General features: G+C 60.7%; 24 protein-coding genes. 4 read left to right on the top strand and 20 right to left on the bottom strand.

The genetic code is table 11. The features are described from left to right. Window positions 1–81 precede the first annotated feature (81 nt). From V8352_RS18760 to V8352_RS18750, 3 genes are all read right to left on the bottom strand, one after another. On the bottom strand, window positions 82–1974 hold the full coding sequence (locus V8352_RS18760; RefSeq protein WP_336425819.1) for an MrcB family domain-containing protein: 1893 nt from the start codon (window positions 1972–1974) through the stop codon (window positions 82–84). A 179-nt stretch (window positions 1975–2153) separates the two neighbouring features. Continuing rightward, entirely contained in the window at window positions 2154–2660 is a 507-nt protein-coding gene (locus V8352_RS18755) for a LeuD/DmdB family oxidoreductase small subunit (protein WP_336425818.1), read from the bottom strand. An 18-nt stretch (window positions 2661–2678) separates the two neighbouring features. Next, window positions 2679–3974, bottom strand: coding sequence for a 3-isopropylmalate dehydratase large subunit (locus V8352_RS18750; protein ID WP_336425817.1), 1296 nt, complete (start codon window positions 3972–3974; stop codon window positions 2679–2681). Between the two features lie 87 nt (window positions 3975–4061). Here V8352_RS18750 and V8352_RS18745 point away from each other — a divergent pair, with 87 nt between their 5' ends. Then, the gene (locus tag V8352_RS18745) at window positions 4062–4772 is read left to right on the top strand and encodes an IclR family transcriptional regulator (protein WP_336425816.1); all 711 of its coding nucleotides are present in this window, start codon (window positions 4062–4064) and stop codon (window positions 4770–4772) included. 19 nt (window positions 4773–4791) lie between these two features. Here V8352_RS18745 and V8352_RS18740 read toward each other — a convergent pair whose 3' ends face one another. The 7 genes from V8352_RS18740 to V8352_RS18710 all read right to left on the bottom strand — a co-directional run bounded on the left by V8352_RS18740 (window position 4792) and on the right by V8352_RS18710 (window position 12671). Then, on the bottom strand, window positions 4792–6477 hold the full coding sequence (locus tag V8352_RS18740; protein ID WP_336425815.1) for a thiamine pyrophosphate-binding protein: 1686 nt from the start codon (window positions 6475–6477) through the stop codon (window positions 4792–4794). Then, a complete protein-coding gene (locus tag V8352_RS18735) occupies window positions 6477–7991 on the bottom strand; it encodes a tripartite tricarboxylate transporter permease (RefSeq protein ID WP_336425814.1) in 1515 nt (504 codons plus the stop codon). Before V8352_RS18735 ends, V8352_RS18740 begins: the two co-directional genes overlap by 1 nt. Window positions 7992–7994: 3 nt before the next feature. After that, window positions 7995–8480, bottom strand: a complete 486-nt coding sequence (locus V8352_RS18730; RefSeq protein WP_336425813.1) for a tripartite tricarboxylate transporter TctB family protein — start codon at window positions 8478–8480, stop codon at window positions 7995–7997. Between the two features lie 7 nt (window positions 8481–8487). Then, window positions 8488–9441, bottom strand: coding sequence for a tripartite tricarboxylate transporter substrate binding protein (locus V8352_RS18725; protein ID WP_336425812.1), 954 nt, complete (start codon window positions 9439–9441; stop codon window positions 8488–8490). 28 nt (window positions 9442–9469) lie between these two features. After that, window positions 9470–10150, bottom strand: coding sequence for an RraA family protein (locus tag V8352_RS18720; protein ID WP_336425811.1), 681 nt, complete (start codon window positions 10148–10150; stop codon window positions 9470–9472). A 13-nt stretch (window positions 10151–10163) separates the two neighbouring features. Further along, a complete protein-coding gene (locus V8352_RS18715) occupies window positions 10164–11405 on the bottom strand; it encodes a pyridoxal phosphate-dependent aminotransferase (RefSeq protein WP_442971067.1) in 1242 nt (413 codons plus the stop codon). 210 nt (window positions 11406–11615) lie between these two features. After that, window positions 11616–12671, bottom strand: coding sequence for an AbrB family transcriptional regulator (locus V8352_RS18710; protein WP_336425810.1), 1056 nt, complete (start codon window positions 12669–12671; stop codon window positions 11616–11618). 71 nt (window positions 12672–12742) lie between these two features. Here V8352_RS18710 and V8352_RS18705 point away from each other — a divergent pair, with 71 nt between their 5' ends. From V8352_RS18705 to tcuB, 3 genes are read left to right on the top strand one after another with little or no spacing between them, the layout of a single operon-like run. Beyond that, complete coding sequence (locus tag V8352_RS18705; protein ID WP_336425809.1) at window positions 12743–13465, top strand: GntR family transcriptional regulator; 723 nt, start codon at window positions 12743–12745, stop codon at window positions 13463–13465. After that, window positions 13455–14849, top strand: a complete 1395-nt coding sequence (tcuA, locus tag V8352_RS18700) for an FAD-dependent tricarballylate dehydrogenase TcuA (RefSeq protein ID WP_336425808.1) — start codon at window positions 13455–13457, stop codon at window positions 14847–14849. The genes V8352_RS18705 and tcuA overlap by 11 nt, the downstream gene beginning before the upstream one ends. Then, a complete protein-coding gene (gene tcuB, locus V8352_RS18695) occupies window positions 14839–15903 on the top strand; it encodes a tricarballylate utilization 4Fe-4S protein TcuB (RefSeq protein ID WP_336425807.1) in 1065 nt (354 codons plus the stop codon). The genes tcuA and tcuB overlap by 11 nt, the downstream gene beginning before the upstream one ends. Window positions 15904–16015: 112 nt before the next feature. Here tcuB and V8352_RS18690 read toward each other — a convergent pair whose 3' ends face one another. From V8352_RS18690 to V8352_RS18645, 10 genes are all read right to left on the bottom strand, one after another. Further along, window positions 16016–16714, bottom strand: coding sequence for an SDR family NAD(P)-dependent oxidoreductase (locus V8352_RS18690; RefSeq protein ID WP_336425806.1), 699 nt, complete (start codon window positions 16712–16714; stop codon window positions 16016–16018). A gap of 3 nt (window positions 16715–16717) precedes the next feature. Beyond that, window positions 16718–17761 (bottom strand): glycerol dehydrogenase, encoded by a 1044-nt coding sequence (locus V8352_RS18685; RefSeq protein WP_336425805.1) that lies wholly within the window; start codon window positions 17759–17761, stop codon window positions 16718–16720. Window positions 17762–17766: 5 nt separating this feature from the next. Further along, the gene (locus V8352_RS18680) at window positions 17767–18609 is read right to left on the bottom strand and encodes a carbohydrate ABC transporter permease (RefSeq protein ID WP_336425804.1); all 843 of its coding nucleotides are present in this window, start codon (window positions 18607–18609) and stop codon (window positions 17767–17769) included. After that, window positions 18606–19466 carry a carbohydrate ABC transporter permease gene (locus tag V8352_RS18675; protein WP_336425803.1) on the bottom strand — a complete coding sequence of 287 codons (861 nt, stop codon included), beginning with the start codon at window positions 19464–19466 and terminating at the stop codon, window positions 18606–18608. The genes V8352_RS18680 and V8352_RS18675 overlap by 4 nt, the downstream gene beginning before the upstream one ends. A 66-nt stretch (window positions 19467–19532) precedes the next feature. After that, window positions 19533–20861, bottom strand: a complete 1329-nt coding sequence (locus V8352_RS18670; RefSeq protein ID WP_336425802.1) for an ABC transporter substrate-binding protein — start codon at window positions 20859–20861, stop codon at window positions 19533–19535. Window positions 20862–20913: 52 nt separating this feature from the next. Further along, window positions 20914–21975, bottom strand: coding sequence for an ABC transporter ATP-binding protein (locus V8352_RS18665; RefSeq protein ID WP_336425801.1), 1062 nt, complete (start codon window positions 21973–21975; stop codon window positions 20914–20916). Further along, the gene (locus V8352_RS18660; protein ID WP_336425800.1) at window positions 21972–23471 is read right to left on the bottom strand and encodes a xylulokinase; all 1500 of its coding nucleotides are present in this window, start codon (window positions 23469–23471) and stop codon (window positions 21972–21974) included. The genes V8352_RS18665 and V8352_RS18660 overlap by 4 nt, the downstream gene beginning before the upstream one ends. Then, a complete protein-coding gene (locus tag V8352_RS18655; RefSeq protein WP_336425799.1) occupies window positions 23464–24921 on the bottom strand; it encodes an FAD-binding oxidoreductase in 1458 nt (485 codons plus the stop codon). The genes V8352_RS18660 and V8352_RS18655 overlap by 8 nt, the downstream gene beginning before the upstream one ends. A 99-nt stretch (window positions 24922–25020) precedes the next feature. Beyond that, a complete protein-coding gene (locus V8352_RS18650; RefSeq protein WP_336425798.1) occupies window positions 25021–25704 on the bottom strand; it encodes a LacI family DNA-binding transcriptional regulator in 684 nt (227 codons plus the stop codon). A gap of 61 nt (window positions 25705–25765) precedes the next feature. Next, a complete protein-coding gene (locus V8352_RS18645; protein ID WP_336425797.1) occupies window positions 25766–26137 on the bottom strand; it encodes a LacI family DNA-binding transcriptional regulator in 372 nt (123 codons plus the stop codon). Window positions 26138–26340: the final 203 nt, after the last annotated feature.

Raw genomic sequence — 26340 nt, 5'->3', positions numbered from 1 at the left:
TGCGATGGCTGAGGTCTCCGCGTCGGACGCGCCTACCGAAGGCACGAAATATGGGAGCGGCTCAAGCACCGGTGCGCCCGACTACCCACACGGAACGAGAAGGGACCATGATTTTCCGACACCGGGAGCGCCCTGCAGTATAAGGTTCTTTTTGTTTGACCAGATGTCGAGATACCGCTCCACGTCGTCGCGTTCAAGGAACAGCTCATCTAGCGCGTCTTCAATACCATACGGCTCAAGGTCTATCACGCTAACATTAGGCCCTAGGTGCTCATCCTCTGCGTCAGTAGGGGTATCGATCAGGGTATCGATCAGGGTATCGTATGCTTTTAGCAGAGCACTGAGAAGCCGGTTAATGGTGACATCGTCAGGGATGCTATCGCTCGTCAGATCTACGTGAGCGATCGTGCCAATCTCATAATTCTTGGCCGCGCCGGTCTCTGAACGTAGGTCGATGTTGTTATCGAGTACAAATCCTGCCTGATCCAAACTTTGAATCCTTAGCCGGGCTGCTTCAGCGACTTGCAGCATTCGTTCTACGGCACCGCGCTGTCCCAAGCTGTCACGCAATTCCGTCATTCCTTGATTGAGCGTCAGGTAGGTAACCGACAGATCTTCGGCTATCAGGAAAACAACATAGGTACCGCGCTGTGTAGATGTTGTTTCGCGTTCATCGAGCAATGCAATCCAGGGGGTTTTGGTCCACCCGCCCTGCCCTACGCTCATCTTAACATTTATGGTCGGTCGCGAATATACTGCCAGAAGACCTTCTAACCAGGACTTCAGATCCTGCATCGCAGTTCCAAGCTCACTGTCGATCGTAAATGGCCCGGTTCGCTTTTGGTCAAACAACTTCAAGAAGTGGGTCAGCTTCTCTGCGAATTCTGCTGCCCCCTCCAAGCTAGCCTCCTCTGGGTGCTGATCCTCCACCGGGCGAGGCAGGTTATTCGGCTGATTTGGAGCGCCCCAATCACGGTCTAAGAGGGGCTCGAAGATCCGCGCCATCTCTTCTACCTCTGAAAAGAGATCCACACCTTCAATTTCGTCATCGTTTATGTATCGACTTATTGTTCCGGCCGCGCTTTTCTTGCCTTGCGCTGACTGGAGATAACCGAGCCATTCGTTGAAGCTTTTAAAGTCATTCTGCTTTGGCGGCAGACGATGCTTGCGGCGGTAGAACCAATTGCCGGCAGCCTCTATTTCAGTCTGAATCCTAGTGGCTTCAGAAGAGTTCGCACTCGGCAGCTTATCGAACACCAAAGGCGCTGCGCTGCGAACTAGGTCTTTCACAGATTGTTGAGAAAAATCGTTCGGGGAAACAGAAGCTCCATACCCGTACTCAATTCCACGCTCGGACACGATCATAAAAATCTGCGGCATTCCAGCGAGCGCTTTGGCGTTCTGTTGGGGCGAAACTGAGAACCACAGATCTTTGGGAATGTACCCTCTCACGCCGCTCTTGATGTGGAACCCTGAAGTAAGGCGGACTTCGAATTTCTCCGGGTCGGAAAGCTTCGATTTGACACGGTTACCCAGGGCTTCGAGTGCCGCAGTTACCTTAACATAAGCTGCCTTCTCACCCTCTGACAGCTCTGCATACTTCTGCTTAGCGCGAGAGTTTGCGATCAAGCGAACGTCGTCGGAAGAGATTTCTGGCTTCGTGGCTTGCCTCGTCTGCAGGCGCTGCCTGGCCGAAGTGACAACTTCTTCTCGAAACCGTTCTGGATGTCGGTCGACAATCGCCTCATAGCTTGAGCCGCTGTCAACATCCTCAAACCCTGAAGAGCTTTTCATCACTCTGGCCTCAATGACCGCAACTGCACCTTTTTCTTTAATTTCACGCGGCTCGTAGCCCAGAGCACGTGAGAGACCTTTTTCGGCCTTGCCATCCTGCAGCTCTAGCAAAGCCCCTGCGATCTCCCGGTCTATTTTGTCATCACTTGACAGGAGGTCATCAATAATCTTTGAAGCCAAACTGGAGTCTCCTCGACCTTGGCGTAAACAGCGCCGCAAACATTCGGTAGTACCCTCCCAGTCCGGTAGGCCTTTCCACTAAATAGAAAAATGTTGACGGTGACAATGAAGTCGCTTGCCGCGGTGATCTGATCCCCGAACACTCTCGATATGCACGAGGGACCACCAGGGGGGGCAAGTCAGCCGAATCCACCCTTGGCCTTGAGGTAGCTCGTCAATCCGCCATGAGACAGCATCTCGAGCATAAAGCTGGGCATGACCCCTGCCTCAATCGGCTTGCATGTGGCGGTTTGTACGAGCAGAGCGCCGTCTTGCAACATTACCGCAACTTCATCGCCATCCTCAATGCTTCCTGTGTGAGCTTGGCAGAGCAGCAATCCATTGTTCAAAGCATTGCGCCGAAAAGTACGAGAAAAGCTCTTAGCTATGACGGCCTTGACTCCAGCCGCCTGAAGAACGGTGACGGCCACCTCCATCGCCGAACCGCACCCGAAATTGGTGCCAGCAACCAGGATCGTCTCGGCCTCCATCGCGTCGTAGAAACCGGGGGCGATATCCTCGAAAATGAAGGCTCGCAGGATATCGGGGTCTATCGTCTCTTTCTTGCGATGCGACGGAACGATGTAATCGGTGTTGATGTCATCTCCGAGAACGCGTGCGCTGCCCGAGGCGAGTGTATCGGTCATGTCAGCTCTCCTTTAGGCTCATTTACCAAAGCCGCCGCGCACGGCAGCGTGCGCGCAGGATATGGACGAGGCGAGATAGATCTCTGCCGCGGCGTTGCCCATCCGGCCCCTGAAATTGCGATTGGCGCTCGAGATGATCTTTTGGCCGTTCGAGGGGATCGTGCCGCATGTTCCGCAGCAGGCACCACATCCGGGCAGCTCGATCCTGGCCCCAAAGGCCCGGAACTGGTCCAGCATTCCGATACGCTTCATCTCACTGTAGATCTGGCCCGAAGCCGGCGTCACGACCACCTGCACGCGGTCGCTGAGATGCCCCGCCTTCGTGATGACCTCCAGCGCCTCCTCGTAGTCGCGCATCCTGCCGCCGGTGCAGGTGCCGAGATAGACGACATCGACCGGCGTAAAGGGCTGATCGTCAAGGTCGGTCACGTTGTCCACGCGGTGCGGCAGCGCGATCTGCGGTGTCAGCGAAGACAGATCCACCTCGACCACTCGCGCCACGTCCGCGCCCTCATCGGCGGCGATCGAAACGTAGTCCCCGACGCCGATGCGCTGCATCCAGTCCTCGAGCACGACGTCGAAGGGAAAGATGCCTGCCTTGGCACCGATTTCGACCGCCATGTTCGACAGCACGATACGGTCGTCCATGTCCATCGTGGGCACGCCCGGCCCGCCAAATTCAAGAGCCATGTAATTGGCGCCATCCGCCCCCATACGCCGGGCCAGAACCAGCGCCACATCTTTGGCCGAAACACCCTGCGGCATACGGCCCGTCAGATGCACATGAATTGTCTTGGGAACCTCCAGCCACATCTGCCCGCAGAACATCACACCTGCCAGGTCCGACGATCCTATCCCGGTGCCGAAGCAATTCAGCGCGCCATAGGAGGTCGCATGCGAATCCGCGCCGACCACGAGCCGCCCCGGTGCGGCGATCCCCTCCTCGATAAGGAGCTGATGCCCGATCCCGTCGCCGACGTCGAAGAGGCGAATACCGTTCTCATGCGCGAATTTGCGCGCCTTCGCCTGAAGCGCCAGCGCATTCGGCCCCGAGCTTATGCCATAGTGATCCATGGCAAAGAGCAGTTGCGCGGCATCGGCGACAGTCTCGCGGCCCATTTTGGCTAGGTAGTCGATCGCCATGGGAATCGAGCCATCTGTACCCATTGCGTGGCTCGGTGTGCAAACGGCGATATCTCCGGCGCGCACGTACTTGTTCGTGGCGCGGCCGAGCAGTTTTTCTGCCATCGTTCTGGGATGATCCACGTCCATGCCTTTCATGTCCGAGAGTGGCACGCATTCAGTCCGCCGCATGCGGTGCGCTCAATGTAGGTGACAAAACTATAACACTATTATACGAGCTTGACCGAACAAGATGACGAATTTGGAGCGACCATCATCATGGCCAAAAGCCCGGATACAGAAGGGGTCGAAAGGCCCGTGGCCGCCGCCGAGCGGTCCTTGCGCATTCTCGATGCATTTGCGGCCGAACACCGCCCGCTGACGCTGAGCGATCTGGCCGATGCGACCGGATTGTTCAAGAGCGTCATCCTGCGCTACATGATCTCCTTCGAGAAGCTGTCCTATGTGCGCAAGCTGCCTGACGGCAGATATCAGCTCTCGGTAAAAGCATTTCAACTGGGCCGCGCCTTCGAGAATTCTCTCGACCAGCGCGAATTGATCGAAGCCACGATGACGCAATTGCGGGATGCGACCGGCGAAAGCGTCTTCTTCTACGTTCGAGAAGGCGCGAACCGCATGTGCCTGATGGGCGTAGACTCGCCGCAATCTCTGCGGGTCAACCGCAAGGTCGGCGTGCTGATACCGATGGACACCACCTCGATCAGCCAGGTTCTGCGTGACTACGCGGATGGTGCGCCACAAGGATTGGCGCGGCCCTCGGAGCTGGCGCGGTTTTCGGTAGGCGCCTATGACCCATTGACCTCGTCGGTGTCCGTTCCGGTGTTCGACCGCAATAGCACTTTGGTGGGCGTGATCGCCGTATCCGGGCCGATTGGACGGTTCGATGCCGAAAGCCCCGACAACCTCGACCATATCGCGGCGAAGGTGCATCGCCTTTCGATGATGCTGGGATTCTCTCAAGGCGCCTGACGGTGGCGTTAGGCATGACTTAGCCATGCCGCTTGTCTGGATGGTTTTGGCGCATGATTGGCGAGGTGACCAGATCGCTGACGTGGAAGTCCCAAAGCGCGCTGGTCGTGCCCTTGTCAAAAGCCTCGAGATCGCTGCCGAGGGTCGAAAGTTCAGTGAAAACCTTGCCTCCAAGTCCAAAGCCCCGCGCGACCGCGCCCAGATCTCCCCGACCATGCACCGCGCCGCCATCACGCAGCCCTTCGCTGCGCAATTTGTGAATCTCGGATCCGTAGGCGCCATCATTGAGGATGCAAATCAGGAGTTTGAACCCGTGGCGACGGATAGTCTCCAGCTCCTGCGCGTGCATCAGCAGACTGCCATCCCCGTCGATGAGGACAACCGTATTGTCGCGGCACGCAGCCGCCACGCCGATGGCGTAGGAGAGGCCATTACCAATCGCGCCGAATTCACGGATCACGTGGAAATTCCGCGCTTGCCAGCCGCGCATCTGTGCCGAGAAATATGAGCAATGGCCAGAAGAATTGACCATTTCCCAGTGTTTGGGCAGCACGTCCTGAAGGCCCGCTATGACATCCCTGGGATCGAGATAGCCATCATTTGGGAATTCGGCGTCGTCGCCGGGGGTGTTCGAAATCCGCTCGTGCAGGGCGGCGTTGCGCCAGTTGGACGGGCTCACGCCGCGCTCCTCCAGCGTCTCGCTGAGTTTCTGCACAGCCACCCTGGCATCGCCCTGCAAAACATGATCCGCGACGACGGCGCCCTGATTAATCCCTTTCGGCGCAATATCAATCTGCAGCACCTTGGCTGCGCCAAAGAGCTTTCCCGCGTCCCGCATGTGCTGTGTCAGGCTTGCGCCTACCGCGATGATCAGATCCGCCTCGGCGAAAAGCTCACGCGCCAAGGGCGATGAGAAACCGCCAGCAACATTCAGATCGAAGGGATGGTCCAAGAAAAGGCCCCGCACGGGAAGCGTGGTCGCCAGAAGCGCGCCGCACTGGTCGGCCAGCGCCGCGCATGCTTCGGACGCGCCCGCGCGCATCGCGCCCTTTCCGGCAATCAGCACGATTTTTTGGGCGGCCGCGACAAGGTCGGCGGCCTCGATTACGGCCTCGGGGGCAGGATGCAGCCGAGCGGATTTCGGCATGACCTGCTGCGAGGGAACATACTCCTCAGATCCCGTCCATTCTTGGTGCTGAAGGTCCATGGGAATTCCGACGACGACTGGCTTCTGATGCAGGCGCGCCGATAGGAACGCCTCGCGCAGCTTGCCCGCCATCTGCCCCTGAGTGTGTATGGGTATGTAGTCCGCACCTAGAGCACGGACGACCGGCGCCTGATCGAGCTGCTGATTGTACCACGCTTTGCCTAGCGGGCTTTCCCCCGCAAAGATCACCATCGGAATCGAGGCCCGCACCGCCGCCGGCAAGGCAGTGGCAAGCTGCGTGACACCCGGCCCGCAGGTCACCGAGCAAAAGCCCAGATCGCCGGTGGCACGCGCGTAGGACATCGCCATCGAGCAGGCACAATGCTCGTGACGAACATGGATCGACTCGACACCAAGCGCATCGAGACTGTCGGCGAAATACATGTTGGCATCGCCCAGAAGCGTGAAATGGCATGACACCCCCTCCTGCGCAACTATTTGCGCGAGCCGTTCATGTACCTGCATGTTGTCCTCCTGCGTGTGCGTAATTGTGGTCATTATTTCAGTTTCGGGTCGATTCGGGCCCGACGGCCCATCAGCATCCGAACCACTGGCAGCAGGAGCACGAGCGCGATTAGGGCGATAAGGATCATCGACACCGTGCTGCTGGCAATTGACAGAACATCCCCGCGAGAAATGATAAGCGCAAGGCGCAGTTGCTGCTCAGCCATCGGGCCAAGGATGACGCCCAGCACGATCGGTGCCAGCGGGAACCCGGTGCGCTGCAGGATGTATCCCAACAGACCGAAGCCGATGAGTGCGTAGATATCAAACACGCTGTTCTGAATAGAATAGACACCGATCACCGAGAGGCTGACCACGATGGGCGCGATCAGCGATTGCGGGAGGCGTAGCACCGGAGCAAAGACGCGCACCGCGATCGTGCCGCCAAGGAGCGGCAGAATGGCTGCCGTGAGGATCATCTGCAGGATGAAGGCATATACCAGCACCGGCTCAGACCGGAAGAGACCCGGCCCAGGCTGAAGTCCATGAACGAGGAACGCGCCCATGATGACCGCTGCGACGGCATTGCCCGGCACGCCGAGTGTCAGCGTCGGGATGAGCGCAGAAGCATTATCAGCGTTGTTGCCGCATTCCGAGGCGGCAACACCCTTATAGTTGCCCTTGCCGAAGCTTTCGGGATCCTTGTCGGCGCGCTTGGTCTCGTTATAGCTCAGGAACGCGGCCATCGTGCCGCCCACGCCGGGCAGAATGCCGATGACGATGCCAATCATCGAGGAGCGCGCCCAAGTTGGAAAAAGGCTCGGCCAGTCCGTAAAGCGGTGTTCGGATTCTTTGATGGCCGTCCGGGCCGCGTCGATTTGCTGGGAGATCGCGGTCTGCGCGAGGTCGATGGCGGGCGGCAGGCCGTATAGACCGGCGAGCAGGACGATGAAGTTGAAACCGCCGGTTAGGTAATAGATGTCGAGCGTGAAGCGCTCGTGCCCCGAGACGCTGTCGATGCCGATCGTGCCGATCAGCAGGCCGAGACCGCTGGAGATCAGACCCTTGAGCGGGTCCGCGCCCAACAGGATCGCGATGCTGCACATGCCGAAAAGGGCGACCCAGAAATACTCGGCCGGTCCAAAGAGAAGCGTGACGGTCGCCAGCGGCGGTGCCAGCAGCAGGAGTGAGAACCCGCTGGCCACGCCACCCACCGCAGACGACCAGGCCGATATGCGAAGCGCGTTACCCGCCTCGCCCCGTTTGGCCAGCGGAACGCCGTCGAATGTCGTCGGAATAGACGAGGATGTGCCAGGAATACCCAGCAGAATGGCCGGAATCGCACCGCCGTAGATGCCGCCATTATAGATGCCGGCGACCATACCCAACGCCACCATCGGCTCCATCGTGAAGGTCAGCGGGATGAGAATGGCGATGCCCATCGTCGCCGTGAGCCCCGGCAGCGCGCCAATCAGGATCCCGCCCACGACGCCGACGCCCATTGCGGCCAGGTTCTGCCACATCAGAATTTCGCGAATGGCAGCAAAGAGAATGTCGATGATGGACATGAGCTAGCCCCAGAAAATTTCTTGCGGAAGGGGGCGCGCGAAAAGCGCAACGAAGACCAGCCATGTCGCCAAGAGAAACACGAATGACACGAGCGCATTCAGCCAATGGCTGCGCAGCCCGATCAGATACGCGACAAGTGGTATGTAGACGATGCTGGAGGTGAAAAAGCCGATCTTTCCGACGGCCACCGCGTAGAGGATGGTCGGCACCAGAAACGCGAGGAACGCGGTCCAGGACGAGACAACGGGTTGATCCGCGACCTTGCTGCCGAGCTTGAAGCCCCGCAGGAACAAAAGCACGGCCAGAACGGCGAGCACGGTCAGCACGAGACGTGGGTACATCTGCGCCTCGAAGGCACTGATCGCGTTCGCATCCCACCAGAACACGGCGACAATACACATGAGAATGGCAGCCGAGACCTGATCTCTAAGGCCTTCGCGCCCCCCGGAGACGATCTCCGAGGGGCTGTTGGTATGGCGGTCGGTCATGACCGGATTACCGCCACGGGTTGGTTTCCCAGAGCTTGCCGATCCGGGTGTTCACCTCAGAGAGATACTCGGTGTATTCAGCCTTGTTCATGTAGTTCAGCGGCAGGCTCTGCTCTTCCGCCGCCTTCAGGAACTCGGGATCCTCGAGGGTCTTCTCGATGGCCTCGCCGATCTTCGACACGATCTCATCCGGGGTGCCCTTGGGTGCCGCGAAGCCGCGATCCGAGCCGCTATAGATCTGGTAGCCTTGCTCCGCGAAGGTCGGAATGTCGGGGAAGAGCTCAAGCCGCTCGCGCGACATGACCCCGAGGATCTTGATCGGCTTGTCTTCCGAGCCAATGCCCGACGCCTCGCCCGCACCGACGACGAGACCAGCGATGTGACCGCCCAGAAGCGCGGTCGCCGCCGGCGGGATGCCCGGGAAGGGAACCTGCGTGACTTCGGTCTCGGTCATGTCGAGGAAGCCCTCGAGGCTCAAATGCATCGAGCCGCCATAGCCCTGATGGCCGATGGTCAGCGCACTGGGCGCTTCCTTCGCCTCGGCAACGAAATCATCGAGCGAGCCGATCGTGCTGTCGCCCGGCACGCTCAGTGTCGCGGGATCGGTCACCAGGTTGGCGATTGGCGCGAAGCTGTCGAAGCTGTAGCGGGTCTCGCGCTCGTAGGGCAGCGTGATGAAGGCAGGCGCGTTCATAAAGCCGATAGTGTAGCCATCAGGATCGGCATTGGCCGTTTCGGTAAAGCCGTACTCACCGCCAGGCCCCGGCTTGTTGACCACAACGAAGCTGGCACCCTCGATGTATTTCTCGAGGAAAGGCGCCATGGTGCGCGCGAGAATATCGGTGCCGCCGCCAGCCGAGTATCCGACGACGAGGGTGATTGGCTTGTCGCCCGGCCAGTCGGCCAGCGCGACACCCGGTGCCAGCGCAAGAGCGGCGGCAAGGATAACTGATTTTTGCATTTTTTTACCTTCCTGTTGTTTGTGGTTCTTAGGAGTCGATCTCTACGATGCAGCCTTTCTCTTTCAGCGTTCTGTCGACCCAGGATCGGTCCATCCCGCCGACCAGGGTCTGCTGCATCTGCTTGTCTTCAGCCGCGGCCTTCTTGACCGCCGCCTCATGGATGGCATTCGCCTCGGCGCGGGGAATGGCAACGACGCCATCTTCATCCCCGAGGATCAGATCGCCTGCGGCAACGATCATACCGCTGAGCGCAATCTGCGCGTTCACGGTGCCCGGCCCGTCTTTGTAGGGGCCGCGGTGACTGATGCCGGTCGAGAAGACCGGAAAATCGCCTGCCCGAATGGCTCCGGCGTCGCGGATCGCACCGTAAATCACCATGCCCGCGATGCCGCGATAGCGCGCATGGGCGACCATCAACTCGCCAACGACGGCATTGGTTACGTCGCCATCCGCATCAACCACGATGACATCACCTGGCTCGGCAACGTCTATGGCCTTGTGGATCATGAGATTGTCGCCGGCCCGCGTCTTGACCGTCACAGCCGGCCCGGCAAGCACGCCGCCGCCATGTCGCGCTTGAAGGAGCGGCCCGCCGCCGGATAGCCGGCTCATCACGTCCGAGACATTGGCGACTGGGAGTGCTCTGAAAGCCTCGACCAGCTCGGGCGAGACGCGGCCGGGATGTGCGTGAACGTGAAATCCAATCATCTTGCGGCGCTCCTCAGCTCAAACCGTTGCAGAACGTCGTGATGCGCATGCAGGCATCCCGAAGCTGCGCCTCGGAGGAGGCATAGGAGACCCGGAAATGCCCTGGCAAACCGAAGGCCGCGCCGTAAACGACGGCAACCCCCTCTTCTTCCAGCAGCGCCTCGGAGAACTCCTGATCGCTCCCGATCTTGCGGCCGCCTTTTGTCGTCTTGCCGAATGTGCCGGCGCAGCCAGGATAGACGTAGAAGGCGCCATCGGGCACGAGGCATTCCAGCCCCTTCGCCTCACGCAGCATCCCAACCACCAGATCGCGCCGCGCGCGGAACGACGCTCGGCGTTCGGCCAGGAAATCCTGTGGCCCCGTCAGAGCGGCGACCGCCGCCCATTGCGCGATGGAATTCGCGCCCGAGGTCGTCTGCCCCTGGATCTTGGACATGGCCTTGATGAGATGCGCAGGACCACCGCAATAGCCGATGCGCCAGCCCGTCATCGCATACGCCTTGGAGACGCCGTTCATCGTCAGAACGCGGTCCTTCATTTGCGGCGCAACCTCGGCCAGCGTCGAAAACGCGGTGTCGGAATAGATCAGGTGCTCATAGATATCGTCGCTCAGCACGTGGATGCGCGGATGGCGCTCCAGAACCCCGGCGATCCGCTCAAGCGCATCTCGCGAGTAAACGGCGCCTGAGGGGTTGCAGGGCGAGTTGAGGATCACCCATTTCGTTCGCGGCGTGATTGCGGCCTCCAGATCCTCGGCGGTCAGCAGAAATCCCGTGGTTGCCTCGGCCTGCACCACCACCGGCGTGCCGCCGCAGAACGAGACCAGCTCGGGATAGGATACCCAGTAGGGCGCCGGAATGATGACCTCGTCGCCCTCATCGATGGTGGCCATCATGGCGTTCGCGATAACCTGCTTGCCACCGGTTGAAACCATCACCTCGTCATCCGCGTAGTCCAGTCCGTTCTCGGTGCTGAACTTGCCCCGCACGGCCTGTTTCAGCTCTGGGATGCCGGCCACGGGCGCATATTTCGTATGCCCGGCCTTCATCGCATCGATGGCGGCGGCGATGACGTTCTCGGGCGTGGCGAAATCCGGCTCACCCGCGCTGAGCGCAACGATGTCGCGGCCCTGCGCCTTGAGATCGCGCGCCTTCTGCGAGGTCGTGTTCGTCGCCGAGGGCTTGAGCCGCGTTGCCGCCGCCGAGAGCAGGTCAGAGACGCCTTCCGGCGCCGCCGCATGAGATTTGGTGTTCAATGCCGTCGCCATCAGTTCAACCCGTCCAGAATTCAGTGAAACGCCTTCATTCCAGACCGGAAAAAGGTTCATTATGCCGTTATGACTTTACCATCATAGGATTATGATTTTTTTAGTGTCAACACCCTTTTCGGTTCGAAACTTGGGTGGCATGGCTGCGGCAGCTCGCGCCCGAATGATCGGGGAAAGGTTTGGACAGCGCTACTCGCACTACTTTTTATTTAATGAAAACAGCATCTTTGCGGCAAGAGGCGCGCAGGTGATGACAAGGAACATCCGCAACAGGTGGTGGACGATCACGTAACCCAGATCGGCGCCGGCCACGATTGCCAAAACCGTCATCTCGGCCTGGCCACCCGGAGCGAAGGCCAGAAATCCCTCCATCGGCGGGGCCAGTCCGAAGATGACAACGATCTCGGTGAAAAAGGCTGCCAACGCCGCGAGAACCAGCACGAAGGCCATACCGGACAGCACAACTTTGCGAAACTCCACGAAGGTGATACCGACATAGCCGACGCCAATCGAAATGCCGATCATGAACTGGGCAAAGAGGATCGCTTCGGCCGGAGGGCGCGTGTGGATCAGGCCGGTCAGGGACAGGGCACCGGTCATGATCATGGGGCCGAGGATGGACGCGCCGAAAAGACCTATCCGCTCGCCGCCCTTCCAGCCGATCAGGGCCGCCAGCGCCATCAGCACAATTTCGATCACCGGCAGATCGCTGGCCGGCGGCCCCATCGGGCTCGAGAGGCTCGCCCCCATCCCGAATGTCAGGATGACGGGCGCGATCGACACCACGACCAAAACCCGGGTTGCATGGATCAGCGACAGCGCACGCGGATCGCCCCCGGCCTCGGTTCCGAAAATCACCATGTCCTGTAAGCCACCTGGCATCGCCGCATACCAGGCCGTTGCCTTGTCGAAGCCGCAAACCCGATGAAAGAAGGGCACGCCGACAAGGGCGATGACGGCGATGTAGAGGGGGATGAGCGCGATCGATGCGGCCATCTGCGGCAGGGTCCCGATGAGGGCCGGAGTGATCGATGCCCCCACCGCCACCCCGAGGATCGTGCGGGCCGCAATTGACACCTGACCAAACGCCCTGAGACGCATGCCCGCCATCGCCGTTACAAGGCACGCCCCGAGAGGGCCGAAGAGAAAGGGAAGCGGCAAACTCAGAACCCACGCGACCAGCGTTCCGGCAGCGGCGACCCCAAGTGTCCAAAGTCGCTCGCGGCTGACTGCTGATGTGAAGACGCCAATCATTCGGTCACTCCAGTGTTGCATCCAGTTGCATACCTCCGTATTCAAGAGCCATGCAAGGGGAGCCTGAGATCGTGGCAAGCGCAAAACCCATCTCCAATCAAACATCGACGACCAAGAGCAGCACACCGCGCACGGACCTGCCGCCCGGACAGGACGCCTATCAGCAGATCGTCCATGACATCCGCGCAGGCGATCTGCTGCCCGGAGACCGCCTGACCGAGGTGGATCTGGCCGCGCGTTTCGGCATGTCCCGCACTCCGATCCGCGAGGCGATCAGGCAGCTCGAGGCGGATGGCCTCGTAATGCACATCCCCCGCTTGGGCGCCACAATCCGAACGCTCGACCACTCGGAAATCTCCGAGCTTTATGACATGCGCGCCGTGCTCGAAAGCACCGCGGCCCGCTTTGCCGCCCGTGCCGCCTCGGAGGTCGAGCTGAGCGAAATAGAGGCGATCCAGGCCGCGATGAGCGCGGCGCGAAACTCCGAGGAGCGATACCGCCAGAACCAGAATTTTCACGCCGCCATTCTGGACGCCGCGCGCAATCGCTTTCTTCTGCGCGCGGTCCAGTCGGTTCAGAAGACCCTGCTGATCCTCGGCCGCTCGACAATGGAGCAGTCGGAGCGGGCTGAACAAGCCGGGAAGGAACATGCCGCGATCATCGCGGCGCTTCGGTCACGCGACGAAGACGAGGCCGAGCGTGCCATGCGCCTGCACATCCAAGGCGCGCATGCCGCAAGATTGCGCCAGCTTCGCGATGCAAGAACGATGGACGCCGATACCCATGAGCTCTGATCCTTACGACCTGATCGTTGTCGGCGGCGGCAATGCCGCCCTTTGCGCCGCCATCGAGGCGGCTGAAAAGGGATGCAGTGTGATCCTTCTGGAAAGCGCGCCCAAGGTCTATCGCGGCGGCAACTCGCGCCACACCCGCAACTTTCGCTGCATGCATGAGGGGCCGCTTTCTGTTCTGACAGACCGCTATGGCGAGGACGAGTATTTCGACGACCTGATGCGCGTGGTCAAAGGCAAAACCGACGAACATCTCGCCCGAATGTGTATCCGCAACTCCGAGGACTGCCTGCCCTGGATGGAGGCACATGGGGTGCGTTTTCAGCCGTCCCTGTCGGGGACCTTGTCCCTCAGCCGCACGAACGCGTTTTTCCTCGGGGGCGGCAAGGCCTTGGTCAATGCCTATTATCGGACCGCCGAGTCGCTAGGCGTCACCATAATGTATGACACCGAGGTCACCCATCTGCATATTGACGGCGCAGAGGTGACGGGTGTCGACATGCGCCAAGGCGAACGGACAACCACCTTGCAAAGCCGTGCCATCGTGCTCGCATCGGGCGGCTTTCAAGGCGATCTCGACTGGCTTGCCCGCGCGTGGGGGTCATCCGCGCGCAACTTCCTCATCCGGGGCACGCCCTATAATCGCGGTGTCGTTCTCAAGGATATGTTGGACCAAGGCGCTGAAAGCGTCGGAGATCCGACCCAGTGCCATGCCGTCGCCATCGATGGGCGCGCTCCGAAATTCGATGGGGGCATCGTCACGCGGCTGGACTGCGTGCCTTTCTCGGTCGTGGTCAACAAAAATGGCGAGAGGTTCTACGACGAGGGCGAGGATGTCTGGCCCAAGCGCTACGCAATCTGGGGGCGCCTTGTCGCAGCCCAGCCTGATCAGGTCGGATATTCGATCATCGACTCCAAATCGCTCAACCTCTTCATGCCCTCTGTCTTCCCTCCGATCAAGGCGGACACAATCGGGGAACTGGCCGAGCTAATGGACCTGCCTGTGGGCAATTTGACGAGCACAATCGACGCCTTCAACGCCGCCTGTCCCATCGACAGCTCTGGCGCCTTTCACCCCACCGAGCTCGACGGGCTCGCAACCGATGGGCTCAGCCCCGCCAAGACCAACTGGGCTCGCCCGATCACCGAGCCGCCGTTCTATGGCTATAGCCTCCGGCCAGGGGTCACCTTTACCTATCTCGGGCTAAAGGTGGACGACACCGCGCGCGTGCATGGCCCCGACGGGCCTTATGCCAACATCTGGGCCGCTGGCGAAATCATGGCCGGGTCGATCCTTGGCCAAGGCTACCTCGCCGGTTTTGGCATGACCATCGGTACGGTCTTCGGACGCATCGCAGGACAAGAGGCGGCATCCCATGCCTTATGACACACCCAAGCTGGCCGAAGCCGCGCGCCAAGTCGAGATCTGCAATGCCTGCCGCTATTGCGAGGGCTATTGCGCAGTCTTTCCCGCGATGTTCAAGGAGCGCAGCTTTGCCTCGGGCGACCTGACGCAGCTTGCCAATCTGTGCCACAACTGCCGGGGATGCTATTACGCCTGTCAATACATAGAGCCCCATGAATTCGGGCTTAACCTGCCCGCCGCGCTGGCCGAGGCCCGGCAGGAATCGTGGGAGCGTTTTGCCTGGCCCGCCGCCCCTGCGCGGCTCTTTCAACGCTCAGGCGTGGCAATGGCATGTGCGCTGGTTCTGGGCATCGCATGTCTTTTCTGGATCGCAGCAAACCTCACTCCGGCCAGCGGCGAGGGCTTCTATTCCGTGCTGTCTCACGGCACGATGGTTGCAATCTTCCTGCCCGCTTTCGTGCTGCCGCTCGCGGCGGTCGGGATCGGCCTCAGGCGATACTGGCGTGAGGTCGGCGGCGCGCGGGTACGGTGGAAGCATCTTGTGGCTGCGGCGCAAAGCGCTGCCACGATGCGCAACCTCTCAGGGGGGCAGGATCAGGGTTGTAATTTCGAGGATGAGGATCGTTTCTCGAACACGCGGCGTTATGCGCACCAGGCGGTGATGTGGGGCTTCTTGCTTTGCTTTGCGTCGACGTCCAGCGGCACGATACTGCATTACGGATTTGGTATGGAAGCGCCCTATGGGCTGTTTTCCCTGCCGAAGTTGCTGGGAGTGCCTGGCGGCATTCTGCTCACTCTGGGCTCTGCGATGCTGATCTATCTCAAGCTGAAGGCAGACCCCGAGCTCGGTGCCAGCAGCGCTCTGGGCGCCGAGATGGCTTTCGTAATGCTATTGGCCTTGACTGGGGTGACTGGCCTCTTGCTCTACGCGGCCACCGGAACGAGCTTCGTCCCCGGGCTGCTCGCAATCCATCTCGGTGCGGTACTCGTCTTCTTTATCAGCACGCCCTACTCCAAGATGGCCCATGGCTTTTACCGTATGGCGGCATTGGTTCGAGATGCGCAAATCAGGTAGAACTAATTCCAATTCAGCCCGAGCATCGTTTTGACCAAGCTGCTGAAAGCAGCGCAGAAGACTATTGGGCGATTTATCTGCAGAGAGCGTTTCTCAGGCCATTTCCAGCCAGTCAGGCCGACAGATAGCCACCATCTACCGGCAGAATGGCGCCGTGAACATAGCTGGCGTCCTCCGAGAGAAGAAAGGCGACAACCTTAGCGATCTCATCCGTCTGCGCCCAGCGGCCCATCGGAATGCGGGCATCGATGCGCGCCTTGCGCGCCGGGTCCGAGCGCGCACCGTCGGAGATGCGCGTTTCAACCCAGCCGGGCGCGACCGCGTTGACGCGCACACCCCGCGCACCCCATGACACGGCGAGCGAGCGGGTCAGCGCCGCGACCGCCCCTTTACTTGTGCCGTAGGCGGGCGAGACGGGATTGCCGAACCAGCTCCACATTGAGGCGATGTTGACCACCGCACCGCCGGCGGCCTCGAGTGCTGGAAGCGCCGCCTTGGCAGCGTTGAGAACGCCGGTGACATTGACCGACATCACCTGCTCGAATACCTCCGGCTCCCACTCGCGGTCGAACCGGATGATTCCGGCGCAGGTGACGAGGCCCGATAACTGATCTACGCCTTCCAAAGCGCTAGCCAGATCCTCGGGATGGCTTACGTCGCATTCGGCAAAACGGGCATCATCAGGAAAATCGGCATCCTTCTCCAGTCCGAGCGCGGTGATCTGCCAGCCGCGCGTAGCCAAAAGGCGTGTGGTGGCAAGGCCTATTCCGGTGCCGCCGCCAGTGACAATTGCATTTCGTCCGTGCTTCATGGCTCAGCCTTTCCCGTCTAGCGCGCGCATCGCCATCACCAGATCGTCCGCACTCAGCGGCCTTTCATAGTTACTTGCGTAGGGCGCGGTGAGTGAAATCTCGGCCATCCGCCGGAAATCCGCAGGGTCCGTCACGCCGAACGCGCCGAAGTTAGTCGGCAGGCCAATGCGTTCGAAAAACCCGGCCAGCTCGGCGATCTCATCGGTGCTACCCTGTCCCGCTGCCAACTGCGTCAGCGTGCCGAGCGCGACCATCTCGCCATGCAGAAGTCCGGCCAGTTGCGGCATTGCCGAGAGGCCGCGTACCAGCGAATGCGCGATCGACAGCCCGCCGCTTTCAAACGCAAGTCCGCTGAGCAGTATCGACGCCTCGACTACGCGCTCGAAGCCTTCATCTGGCGTAGTGGCCTGCATCGCGGCCTCGCCATCCTCAAGAAGGATGTCGCGTGCGTGCCCGACGATGGCGCGGGTCAGTTCTGTCGGCGAGCCGCCGAAGAAGTTGAGTCCACCCCCGGCAAGGGCGCCTGCCAACTCGTAGGGCTTGGACATGGCATCGCCTATCCCCGCGGCCAGAAAGCGGCGCGGCGCGCCTGCGATGATAGCGGTATCGACCAGCACGAAGGCCGGGTTCACGCGCATCCGGCGCACTTCGGAGACGGCGTGATCCTCGGTATAGATCACCGCGATATGGCTAGTCGGGCTGTCGTTAGAGGCAATGGTCGGCACGATCGCGACGGGCAGATCCCGCTCGATCGCTGCGCCCTTGGCGGTGTCGATCGCCTTGCCGCCGCCGATCCCGACGACTAGCCGCGCATCACCCAGCTCGGCCGCGCGGGCTGAGATTTCAGCCGCCGTGCATTCCCCGCCGAACGCCAAGAGCCGTGCCTGCGCCAGGTCCCGCGCCAGCACGTCGCCCAAGAGATCCTGCGCTACGGGATCGATTACGATGGCAACCGGCCCGCCCCCGGCGATCGCGATTTCCTCGGCCAAGCGCCCAATTGCGCCCGCACCCTGAATGTAACGCTGCGGCGCGCCCAGTATGCGCATGGCAGTCATCCTTTCACCGCGCCTGCCGTTAGCCCTTGGACGAAGTAGCGCGACAGCATCACGAAGGCTGCAAAGAGGGGCAGGGCGATCAGGGTCGATCCGGCCATGATGTCGCCCCAACGCAGGTCGAACGCGCCGATCATCGAGGCAAGGCCCAAAGGCACCGTCTTGTTCGCGTCGGACCCGATCATGACAAGTGCAAATGTGTAGTCGGTCCACGACAGCAAGAACGCAAAGATAGCCACAGTCACGAGACCGGGAACCGACAGGGGCAGAACAACGCGCAGAAACGCGCCCAGCCGGGTGCAGCCATCGACCATCGCCGCCTCCTCCAGCTCGAAGGGCATCGTCTTGAAAAACCCCCAGAGGAACCACACACCCAAGGGCATGGTGATCGTCAGGTGCGAGATGACCAGCGACAACAGTGTGTCGTTGAGGCCGATATAGGTGAACATCGAGTACAGCGGGATCGCCAGTAGCAAGGGCGGGAACATGTAAGCGTAGAGCATGCCGATGATGATGAACTGCTTGCCCCGGATCCGCTGGCGCGTCACGCCATAGGCGATCATGATTGACAGCACCATCGTCAGCGCGACTGTGGCAAGCGCAACGATCAGGCTGTTCAGGAACTGGCGGGGATAATCTGTCTGCGCCAGCAGGGAGTAGTAATATTCCAGAGTGAAACTGCGTGGCACCAGCGTCGGGTTCAGCAACAGCTCCTGCGTTGGGCGCAGCGATGAAGTAATCATCCAGTAGATCGGAAAAGCGCTGTAAACCGCGAGGATGATCGCCGCAGCATAGATTGCCACTCGCCCGATGATGGGTCGGGGGCCGATTGCCGTGCTCATTTGCCTGTCTCCATGGGGAAAAAGCGGAAATACAAGGTGACGGCGACCATCAGCACCACGAAAGATAGCGTGGCCACGGCCGCGCCGCTTCCAATGTCGTAAAGCGCAAAGGCCTGGCGGTAGGAGAGCACCGGCAAATGCTCTGTCGCGCCGAGCGGGCCGCCCCCGGTGGTCAGCCAGATCACGTCGAATTTGTTGAACATCCACACACCGCGCAGAAGGATGATGACCGTCAGGATCGGGCGGAGCGATGGGAGCGTGATGTGCCAGAACTGCCGGATCGGGCCAGCCCCATCAATCCGCGCGGCCTCGTATAACTGGGTCGGCACGGTCTGAAGGCCCGCCAGAAAGGTGGTAGTGACGAAGGGCGTCCAGAGCCAGACAGAAATCAGGATCACCGAAAACATGGCCATGCGTTCGGTCTCGAACCAGTAGATCGGGGGCAGGCCCATCTCGTCCATCATGATCGAGACGATGCCGAGCGATCCGTCGACCATCCATTTGAAGGTCAGCACCGCGATCACCGTGGGCAGCAGATAGGGGAGGAAAGCGAGGCCGCGCAGCACGGCGCGCCCGCGGAATTTCTGATTGAGCAAAAGCGCAAAGCCGATGCCTAGCACGACTTGCAACACGATCGACAAGCCCGCGTAGAAAACGCCGTTCCAGAGTGCGTTCCAGAACTCCGCACTCGCCAGAAGCTCGGCATATTTTGCGAAGCCGACCCACACGGGATCAGCGGTGAGGGATGGCAGATCATAGAAACTTAGCGAGACGGCATAAATCGCCGGTCCGACGATAAGGACCATCGTCGCAATCACGCCCACGGCCAGAAAACCGGGAAGCAGCCAGCGGGACATTCGCAAACTCCTGATAAGGGTATGCGGGGCCGCCGTAGGGCGCCCCCGCAGAATGGTTAGGCGCGATTATGCGATCGACTTGCGTATCGCCTCCGCGGCCATCGACACGGCCTCGGTCGCATCCATGTCGTTGAGGATCCTGTTTTGCAGCATCTCGGGCAGGGCGAAGGATTCGAACACCTTGCCGGGCCGCACATCGACCGCAGGCCCTTGGGTGTCGATGGAAGTCAGCACCACGGAGTCGTCGGTGATCAGGCTCTGCATCTTTTCGACAATGCCGCCGTATTTGCGGATCAATTCATTGTCACGCCAGCGGTCGTTATCATAAAGATCCAGACGCGCAGGCTGGAAGTGGACGGGCGCGGTGTGCAGGAAATCGACAAACCGCTCTCCGGTCAGCCAACGCATGAAATCCATCGCAGGATCCGTATTGTCCGTGTCCAGAACGACCCATCCGTCATATCCATGATTGACGGCCGTCTGCGATCCATTGCTGTCCATATAGGGCATCACGTCAAGGTTCGCGGCCAGGTCGGGATTGTCGCGGTCCGCAGCCTCCAGCACGCGGCCGGCATAGGCGCCGTGTGTGACGGTGCCGGCTACTAGGTTTGATACCACGTCAGCGTAACTCGCCTGAAGCGAACCCGGTGGCATCGTCGGATAAAGGCGTGCCATCATGTCCAGGTAGGCCGCAGCCTTTGGGCGCATCTCGTCACTGTCGAGAATGACGTTCCAGTTGTCGTCGAAGAGCTCGACGCCCTCTGCCCACATGAAACCCATAGACATCCAGTTGGTCGCGCCGTTCGAGCCGATGGGGAACAGGCTGCCCTTGCGGCGGCCATCCACCGTCGCCTCGCAGTTGGACACGAACCCATCCCAAGTGGTCGGGATCGAGAGCCCCAGGCTGTCGTAGAGATCCTTGCGATAGTAGATCAGCGCAAGGTTGTAGTCGAAAGGATACCAATAGACCTGACCGTCGATCGGGAAGAGGATGTTGTTGCCCCATTCATGCTGGTCTGTCAGCTCGTTGAGTGGCACGATATGGCCTTCCTCGGCCAAGAGCAGCACGTGACCGATGAAGCCAACATTGGCGACGTCATAGGGCGTTCCGGAGCGGATACCGTTGGTGATTTTGGTAAAGCTCTCGCCCAGAGGTACGGAATCGACGACGACCTCGATCCCGGTCTTGTCCTGATATTCCTGCGCCGCCTTTGAAAAGAAGGCCAGTGTGTCCTTACCCGTCTCGCAGTTCAAAAAGCGGATTGGGCGGTTCGACTGTGCCCTGACGGCGGGCGCCGCCAGTCCGGACACAGCCAGACCCAGTCCGGCTCCGCCGATCCCCTGCAACGTTTGCCGGCGCGTCAGTAGGCGATTTCTCTTGGTGCTCTTGATCATTTCATTCCTCCCAGATTGCGCAAAACGCGCGTCAGTTACGACTTTCGCGATCTCAGCCCTCCCCGGCTGCACCGCGCCGTTCGCCGCTTTCGCGGTCGAATAGGTGTATGGCGGACGGTTCAACCGATAGCGTGATCGTGTCGCCCAAGAAAATATCGTCGCGCCGTCCCGTCATGGCCCGGACCCGGTGATCGCCCATCATCCCGATGAACAGCGTTTGTGATCCCAGCTGTTCGATCCCCTGCACGCTAAAGGGTACGCCGCCATCGGTGAGGCTCAGCGCCTCGGGCCGGATGCCCGCCGTGACCTGCCCCGGCACCGCGCCTTGCGGCACGGCGAAGCTGACATCGCCGCCCAGATTCAGCTGGCCACCGGAAATATCGCCCTCCATGATGTTCATCTCGGGTGAGCCGATGAAGCCTGCGACAAAGGCATTGGCCGGTCGGTCATACACTTCGAGGGGCGAGCCGATCTGCTGCACCTTGCCATCGCGCATGATGACGATGCGGTTGGCGAGGGTCATCGCCTCGGTCTGGTCATGCGTGACGTAAAGCATGGCCTTGCCGATCCGGCGTTGTAGCATCGCGATCTCTTCGCGCATCCGCGCGCGCAGCTTGGCATCGAGGTTCGATAATGGCTCGTCCAGAAGGAAGATAGCCGGATCGCGCACCAGCGCGCGCCCGAGGGCCACGCGCTGCATCTGCCCGCCCGACAGCTGGCCGGGCTTGCGGTCCAGCAGATGCACGATGTCCAGCATCTCGGCAGCCTCCTGAACGCGCTGGGACGCCTCGTCCTTGGGCATCCCGCGCATCTTGAGGCCGAACGCCAAGTTGGCGCGGATCGTCTTGTGCGGATAAAGGGCGTAATTCTGAAAAACCATCGCGATGTCGCGATCTTTCGGCTCTAGCCGGGTTACATCGCGGTTACCGATTTGCAACGCGCCTGATGTGATCGACTCGAGCCCTGCAACCATCCGCAGCGTCGTTGATTTGCCGCATCCCGACGGGCCCAGAAGCACGATCAGCTCGCCCTCGGCGATCTCCAGGTCGACGCCCTCGACGGCAACGATCTTCCCATAAGTCTTGCGCAGTTTCTGCAGGCTGACGGTGCTCATGCGGTCGCCTCACGCGTGGCGGCGACGATATCGTGGTTTGCGGGCGTCAGCGCCTCCTTGACCGCCCGAAACCGGGAGAAAGCCGCGTCATATACCGCTTTCGCCTCGCTGTTTGGCCGCAGTGTCTCGCGCACATGGATGAGGCGCGCAGCATCCTCGGTGTCGGCAAAGACGCCCGCGCCGATGCCCGCGATCAGGGCCGCGCCAAAGGACGCGTCGCCCTGCTCGGGAACCTCGATCGTCAGGCCGGTGACATCCGCGATGATCTGCCGCCAGAGCGCGCTTTTTGTGCCGCCCCCGACAAGGCGCGCGGTGTCAAAACCCATGCCGCGCGCATGCAGCACGTCAAGGCAGTCGCGCAAGGTAAATGCGATGCCCTCGTAAACCGACCGGCAAATATGCGGTGCGCCATGGGCAAAGCCGAGCCCGACGAACGAGGCGCGCAGATCGGGATCCCAATAGGGGCTGCGCTCCCCATTCAGGTAGGGGTGAAAGAGCAGCCCCTCGCATCCCGCCGGTGCCTCGGCTGCGCGCGCGTCCATCCCGTCAAAGCCCAGATCAGGAAACATCGCATCGCGCAGCCAGCGATGTGCCGATGCGCAGGAATTGGTGCCCAGAATGGCATAGCAATGGCCGGTCACCAGGTGGGGGTAGTGGATAACATCCTCGGAAAACACAGGGTCAGCGGTGAGCGTCGAGACTGTGCCTGCGGTCGCCAGCTTGAGCGCGCCAATGCCGGGGCGCGTCATGCCTGCTGAGAAAGTCTCGGCATTGGTGTCGGACGTGCCGCAGACAACTTGTGTGCCCACCTTGAGTCCAGTCGCGTCGGCAGCGGCCTTGGTCACGCGGCCGGTCACGTCAGTCGAGCCGACGATAGCGGGCAGGACTTCCGCCGATAGGCCCGCCATCGCGCAAAGCGCATCAGACCAGCCTCCGCCCGACGCATCATTCAGCATCAGGCCCCAGGCATCGGTATTGTCAGTCACGTCGCTGCCGTCCAACTGTCGCCGCAACCAATCCTTGGCAGGACGGATTCGGTGGATTTGGCTGTGGATATCAGGCTCATGCGCGCGCACCCACATCAGTTGGGGCAAGGTCCATGTTGCGCTGATGCGGTTGCCAGAGAGATGCAGGATCCTGTCGCCATCACTGGCGCGCGCGCGATCGACTTCTGCGCCGGAACGCTGGTCGTTCCACATGATCGCCGGTCGCAGCACAGTGCCCTTGGCGTCCTCCAGTACCTGAGTATGCGCACCCGCCGTAAACGAGACTGCCCGGATCGCGGCGGGATCGACGCCGCTGTCCCAAAGCTGGCGCAGCGTGGTGAGGACGGCCGCCCACCAGATGTCCGGGCTCTGCTCGCTATGGCCCGCGCGCGGCACCGAGGTGTTGATGTTCTGTGACGCCGTGCCGACGATCCGGCCATCCGCCGCGATTACCGTCGATTTCAGCGATCCTGCACCCAGATCAATTCCCAGCAGTAGATCTTCAGACATTGCCGGACCGATCGCGGTATGGGTCGATAGCGCCGTCGCGTGGTGCAAAGCCCAGCTTGCCGGGGTTGAAGATGTTCTGCGGATCGATGGCGGTCTTCACCTTGCGCAAGAGGTCCATGCCGACGCCATGCTCGCCATCCATCCAACCGCCGCGAAAGAGCCCGCTGCCATGGTGATGTGCGATTGAGCCGCCATGCGCCAGCGTCTCGCCTTCGGCGATCTGCCACATTTGCGCATGCAGCGGTAGCGCTTCGTCCTGATTCATCGGTGGCAGGCGCAGCGTCATGTACTGGCATACCCCCTCGGGGTAGACATGGCTCCAATGGGCCGAAAAATGCGCATCAGGATGCAATTTTTTTACCTCGGCTGCGATGGTGTCGTATAGCGCGGTGACCTGCGACCAGTTCACCGTCACCTCGATCGTGTCGTTGAAATATCCCTTTTCCTGCCACTGCTTGGTGATCGACACGTAACGCTTGGCGCGCCACTCGTCGAAGGGGCGCGTCTGGGTCTCGACCGCATCGAGATCCTTGGCAAAGCCGCGCACGATTTCCGCCTCGGCCTTAACGATCGACGGCGCGCCGCAGACAACGACATTCGCCATCACGGGACGATCCGCAAAGGCGGCAATTCCTTCAGTGCGTCCGGCGCTTTCCTTTTCATCGTAAAGACGCACAAGCCGGGGATGCATCCCTTCCTGCATGATTTGTCGCGCCAAATCGAGTGCCGCCGCGCGGTTGGGCAGCGCAAAAACCATCACCTCTTCGGCGTCGGGCAGTTTCCAGATCCGCAATGTCAGCTCGGTGATGATCGCCAGCGTGCCCTCGTTGCCGACGATCAGATCGAGGATCGAGGGGCCGGTCGCGCGCTTGGGCAAGGGGCGGACCTCCATGATCTGACCGTCCGGCAGCACGGCCTTGAGGCCGACGACGATATTCTCGATCTTGCCATAGCGGCTGGACTCCTGACCGCCCCCACGGCAGGCCGCCCAGCCGCCCACCGTCGATATGGTCAAAGACTGTGGCAGGTGGCCCGAAGTATAGCCTTTGGCGTTCAGCGCCTCCTCGAATGCCTGGCCGTTCATGCCCGCCTCAACGGTCACCAGGTTGTTCTGTGTGTCGACTTCCAAGATCCGATCCATGCGCTGCATGTCGATCATCACCTCGGATTGCAGCGGAATGATTCCGCCCAGAACGCCCGAGCCGCTGCCATAGGGGATGACCGGCTGATCGGCCTTGGCCGCCAGTTTGACGATCCCCGCCACCTCTTCTGTTGTTGCGGGGCGCAGGACTTGACCCGGCAACGTGCCGACTAGTGCGCCGGCACGGGCGCGGAAATTGGCGTAGGGCAGGCGGTCGTGAGAGTATTCCTTGCGCTCGTCTTCCGAGCTTAGAACATTTTGTGCACCGACAATTTTGGACAGGGCGGAGGCGAGATCATCGGTCGGCAATGGGGTAATCCTTCTAGCGGCACAAAGAGCAAATCACATTTGCGCAAACGTTTGTTCACGGCAGGACACGCTAATTTCCGCACCCTGTCAAGGCTCTCGTCAGGAATTCAGTACGGTGGCCGAGTCGCGGATAATCAGATCGTCAGGCGGCAGCAGGATGTTTTCCTGCACAACGGTCGGTCCGTCATTTCCCTGCTCGATTAGACGGACAAGACGTTCGGCCGCCGCGCGGCCCATGCGCTGCGTCGGCAGCCCAACGGTCGTTACCTCGGGATACACAACACGGGCCAGCAAATCGTCATGCATGGTGACAACAGATATCTCCTGCGGGACCTTGCGGCCAAGCGCGTGCAGGCGGGCGATTGCTGCAGCGCCCGTCAAAAGAGTGGCTGCGTGAATTGCAGTCACCCCGGCGGCCAATAGCAGATCAACTGCATCGGGCACCTTCTCGGGATCGTATCCGGCCTCGGCCACCAGATCGTCATGCGGCACGAGGCCAGCCTCGCGTAATGCATCGGACCAACCTTGCAGGCGCATCTCGCCGTTGAAGCGGCCCAGCCGCCCCGCCAGATGGCCAATCCGCCGGTGGCCCAGGTCGATCAGATGGCGCACGCCCTTGTATGCAGCCACTCGTGTATCGATCGCGACGCAGTTGTAGTCACCAGACAGGAACCTGTTCAATATGACATACGGACGCCCTGTGCTGGCCAAGGTCTGGCGCAATCGGTCGTCTTCATCGAAACTTGCTATGATGATGCCCTCGATCATGTTGACGTTGGACACGTCTCGGATGATCGCGCTTCCATTGCCGCCACCGTCATAGGCAACGACCAGAGCATATCCTCTACGCNATGTTGACGTTGGACACGTCTCGGATGATCGCGCTTCCATTGCCGCCACCGTCATAGGCAACGACCAGAGCATATCCTCTACGCCGCGCTTCGGCCTCGGCGCCCAGAATCGCCGAGGCAAAGATAGGGTTTTCGATCTGAGGGACCACCATGAGGATGGTCATGGAGCGCGCCGTCTTTAGCGCGCGAGCGGCAGGATTGGCGCGATAGCCAAGCGTTTCTGCCGCAGCCATGATCCGAGCGCGAGTTTCCTCGGAAACCCTGCCTTTGCGCTGCAAGACCCTGGAAACGGTCGATATATCTACCCCGGCCATCTGCGCGACATCGCGAAGTGTAGCGTATTGTTTGCCAGGTTTGGCGTCCAAGTTATCACCTCAATCAAAATGGGGCGGCACAAATACAGGTCCAGATCAGCAGACAACAAAACAGAGCTTACGTCAGCGTCCGGTTTTTGGGGAGCTTTTCATATAGCTTCCTTCCATTCCATAGAAAGGGTCGCGCCATCAAACAATGGAATCAAACACCTAGACACGCATGAGCGTTTCTCGACCTTCGACTGAACGACGTC

Source organism: Roseovarius sp. D0-M9 (assembly GCF_037083805.1).
Taxonomy (GTDB): domain Bacteria; phylum Pseudomonadota; class Alphaproteobacteria; order Rhodobacterales; family Rhodobacteraceae; genus Roseovarius.
The sequence above is the reverse complement of the archived record's forward strand: the minus strand, read 5'-3'. Positions and strand labels throughout refer to the sequence as shown.

What these genes read in the sequence shown, in the direction of transcription:
- V8352_RS18755 (WP_336425818.1), bottom strand. Translation starts at nt 2,660, where the DNA reads ATGACCGATACACTCGCCTCGGGCAGCGCACGCGTTCTCGGAGATGAC.
- V8352_RS18750 (WP_336425817.1), bottom strand. Translation starts at nt 3,974, where the DNA reads ATGCGGCGGACTGAATGCGTGCCACTCTCGGACATGAAAGGCATGGAC.
- V8352_RS18745 (WP_336425816.1), top strand. Translation starts at nt 4,062, where the DNA reads ATGGCCAAAAGCCCGGATACAGAAGGGGTCGAAAGGCCCGTGGCCGCC.
- V8352_RS18740 (WP_336425815.1), bottom strand. Translation starts at nt 6,477, where the DNA reads ATGACCACAATTACGCACACGCAGGAGGACAACATGCAGGTACATGAA.
- V8352_RS18735 (WP_336425814.1), bottom strand. Translation starts at nt 7,991, where the DNA reads ATGTCCATCATCGACATTCTCTTTGCTGCCATTCGCGAAATTCTGATG.
- V8352_RS18730 (WP_336425813.1), bottom strand. Translation starts at nt 8,480, where the DNA reads ATGACCGACCGCCATACCAACAGCCCCTCGGAGATCGTCTCCGGGGGG.
- V8352_RS18725 (WP_336425812.1), bottom strand. Translation starts at nt 9,441, where the DNA reads ATGCAAAAATCAGTTATCCTTGCCGCCGCTCTTGCGCTGGCACCGGGT.
- V8352_RS18720 (WP_336425811.1), bottom strand. Translation starts at nt 10,150, where the DNA reads ATGATTGGATTTCACGTTCACGCACATCCCGGCCGCGTCTCGCCCGAG.
- V8352_RS18710 (WP_336425810.1), bottom strand. Translation starts at nt 12,671, where the DNA reads ATGATTGGCGTCTTCACATCAGCAGTCAGCCGCGAGCGACTTTGGACA.
- tcuA (WP_336425808.1), top strand. Translation starts at nt 13,455, where the DNA reads ATGAGCTCTGATCCTTACGACCTGATCGTTGTCGGCGGCGGCAATGCC.
- tcuB (WP_336425807.1), top strand. Translation starts at nt 14,839, where the DNA reads ATGCCTTATGACACACCCAAGCTGGCCGAAGCCGCGCGCCAAGTCGAG.
- V8352_RS18690 (WP_336425806.1), bottom strand. Translation starts at nt 16,714, where the DNA reads ATGAAGCACGGACGAAATGCAATTGTCACTGGCGGCGGCACCGGAATA.
- V8352_RS18685 (WP_336425805.1), bottom strand. Translation starts at nt 17,761, where the DNA reads ATGCGCATACTGGGCGCGCCGCAGCGTTACATTCAGGGTGCGGGCGCA.
- V8352_RS18680 (WP_336425804.1), bottom strand. Translation starts at nt 18,609, where the DNA reads ATGAGCACGGCAATCGGCCCCCGACCCATCATCGGGCGAGTGGCAATC.
- V8352_RS18675 (WP_336425803.1), bottom strand. Translation starts at nt 19,466, where the DNA reads ATGTCCCGCTGGCTGCTTCCCGGTTTTCTGGCCGTGGGCGTGATTGCG.
- V8352_RS18670 (WP_336425802.1), bottom strand. Translation starts at nt 20,861, where the DNA reads ATGATCAAGAGCACCAAGAGAAATCGCCTACTGACGCGCCGGCAAACG.
- V8352_RS18665 (WP_336425801.1), bottom strand. Translation starts at nt 21,975, where the DNA reads ATGAGCACCGTCAGCCTGCAGAAACTGCGCAAGACTTATGGGAAGATC.
- V8352_RS18660 (WP_336425800.1), bottom strand. Translation starts at nt 23,471, where the DNA reads ATGTCTGAAGATCTACTGCTGGGAATTGATCTGGGTGCAGGATCGCTG.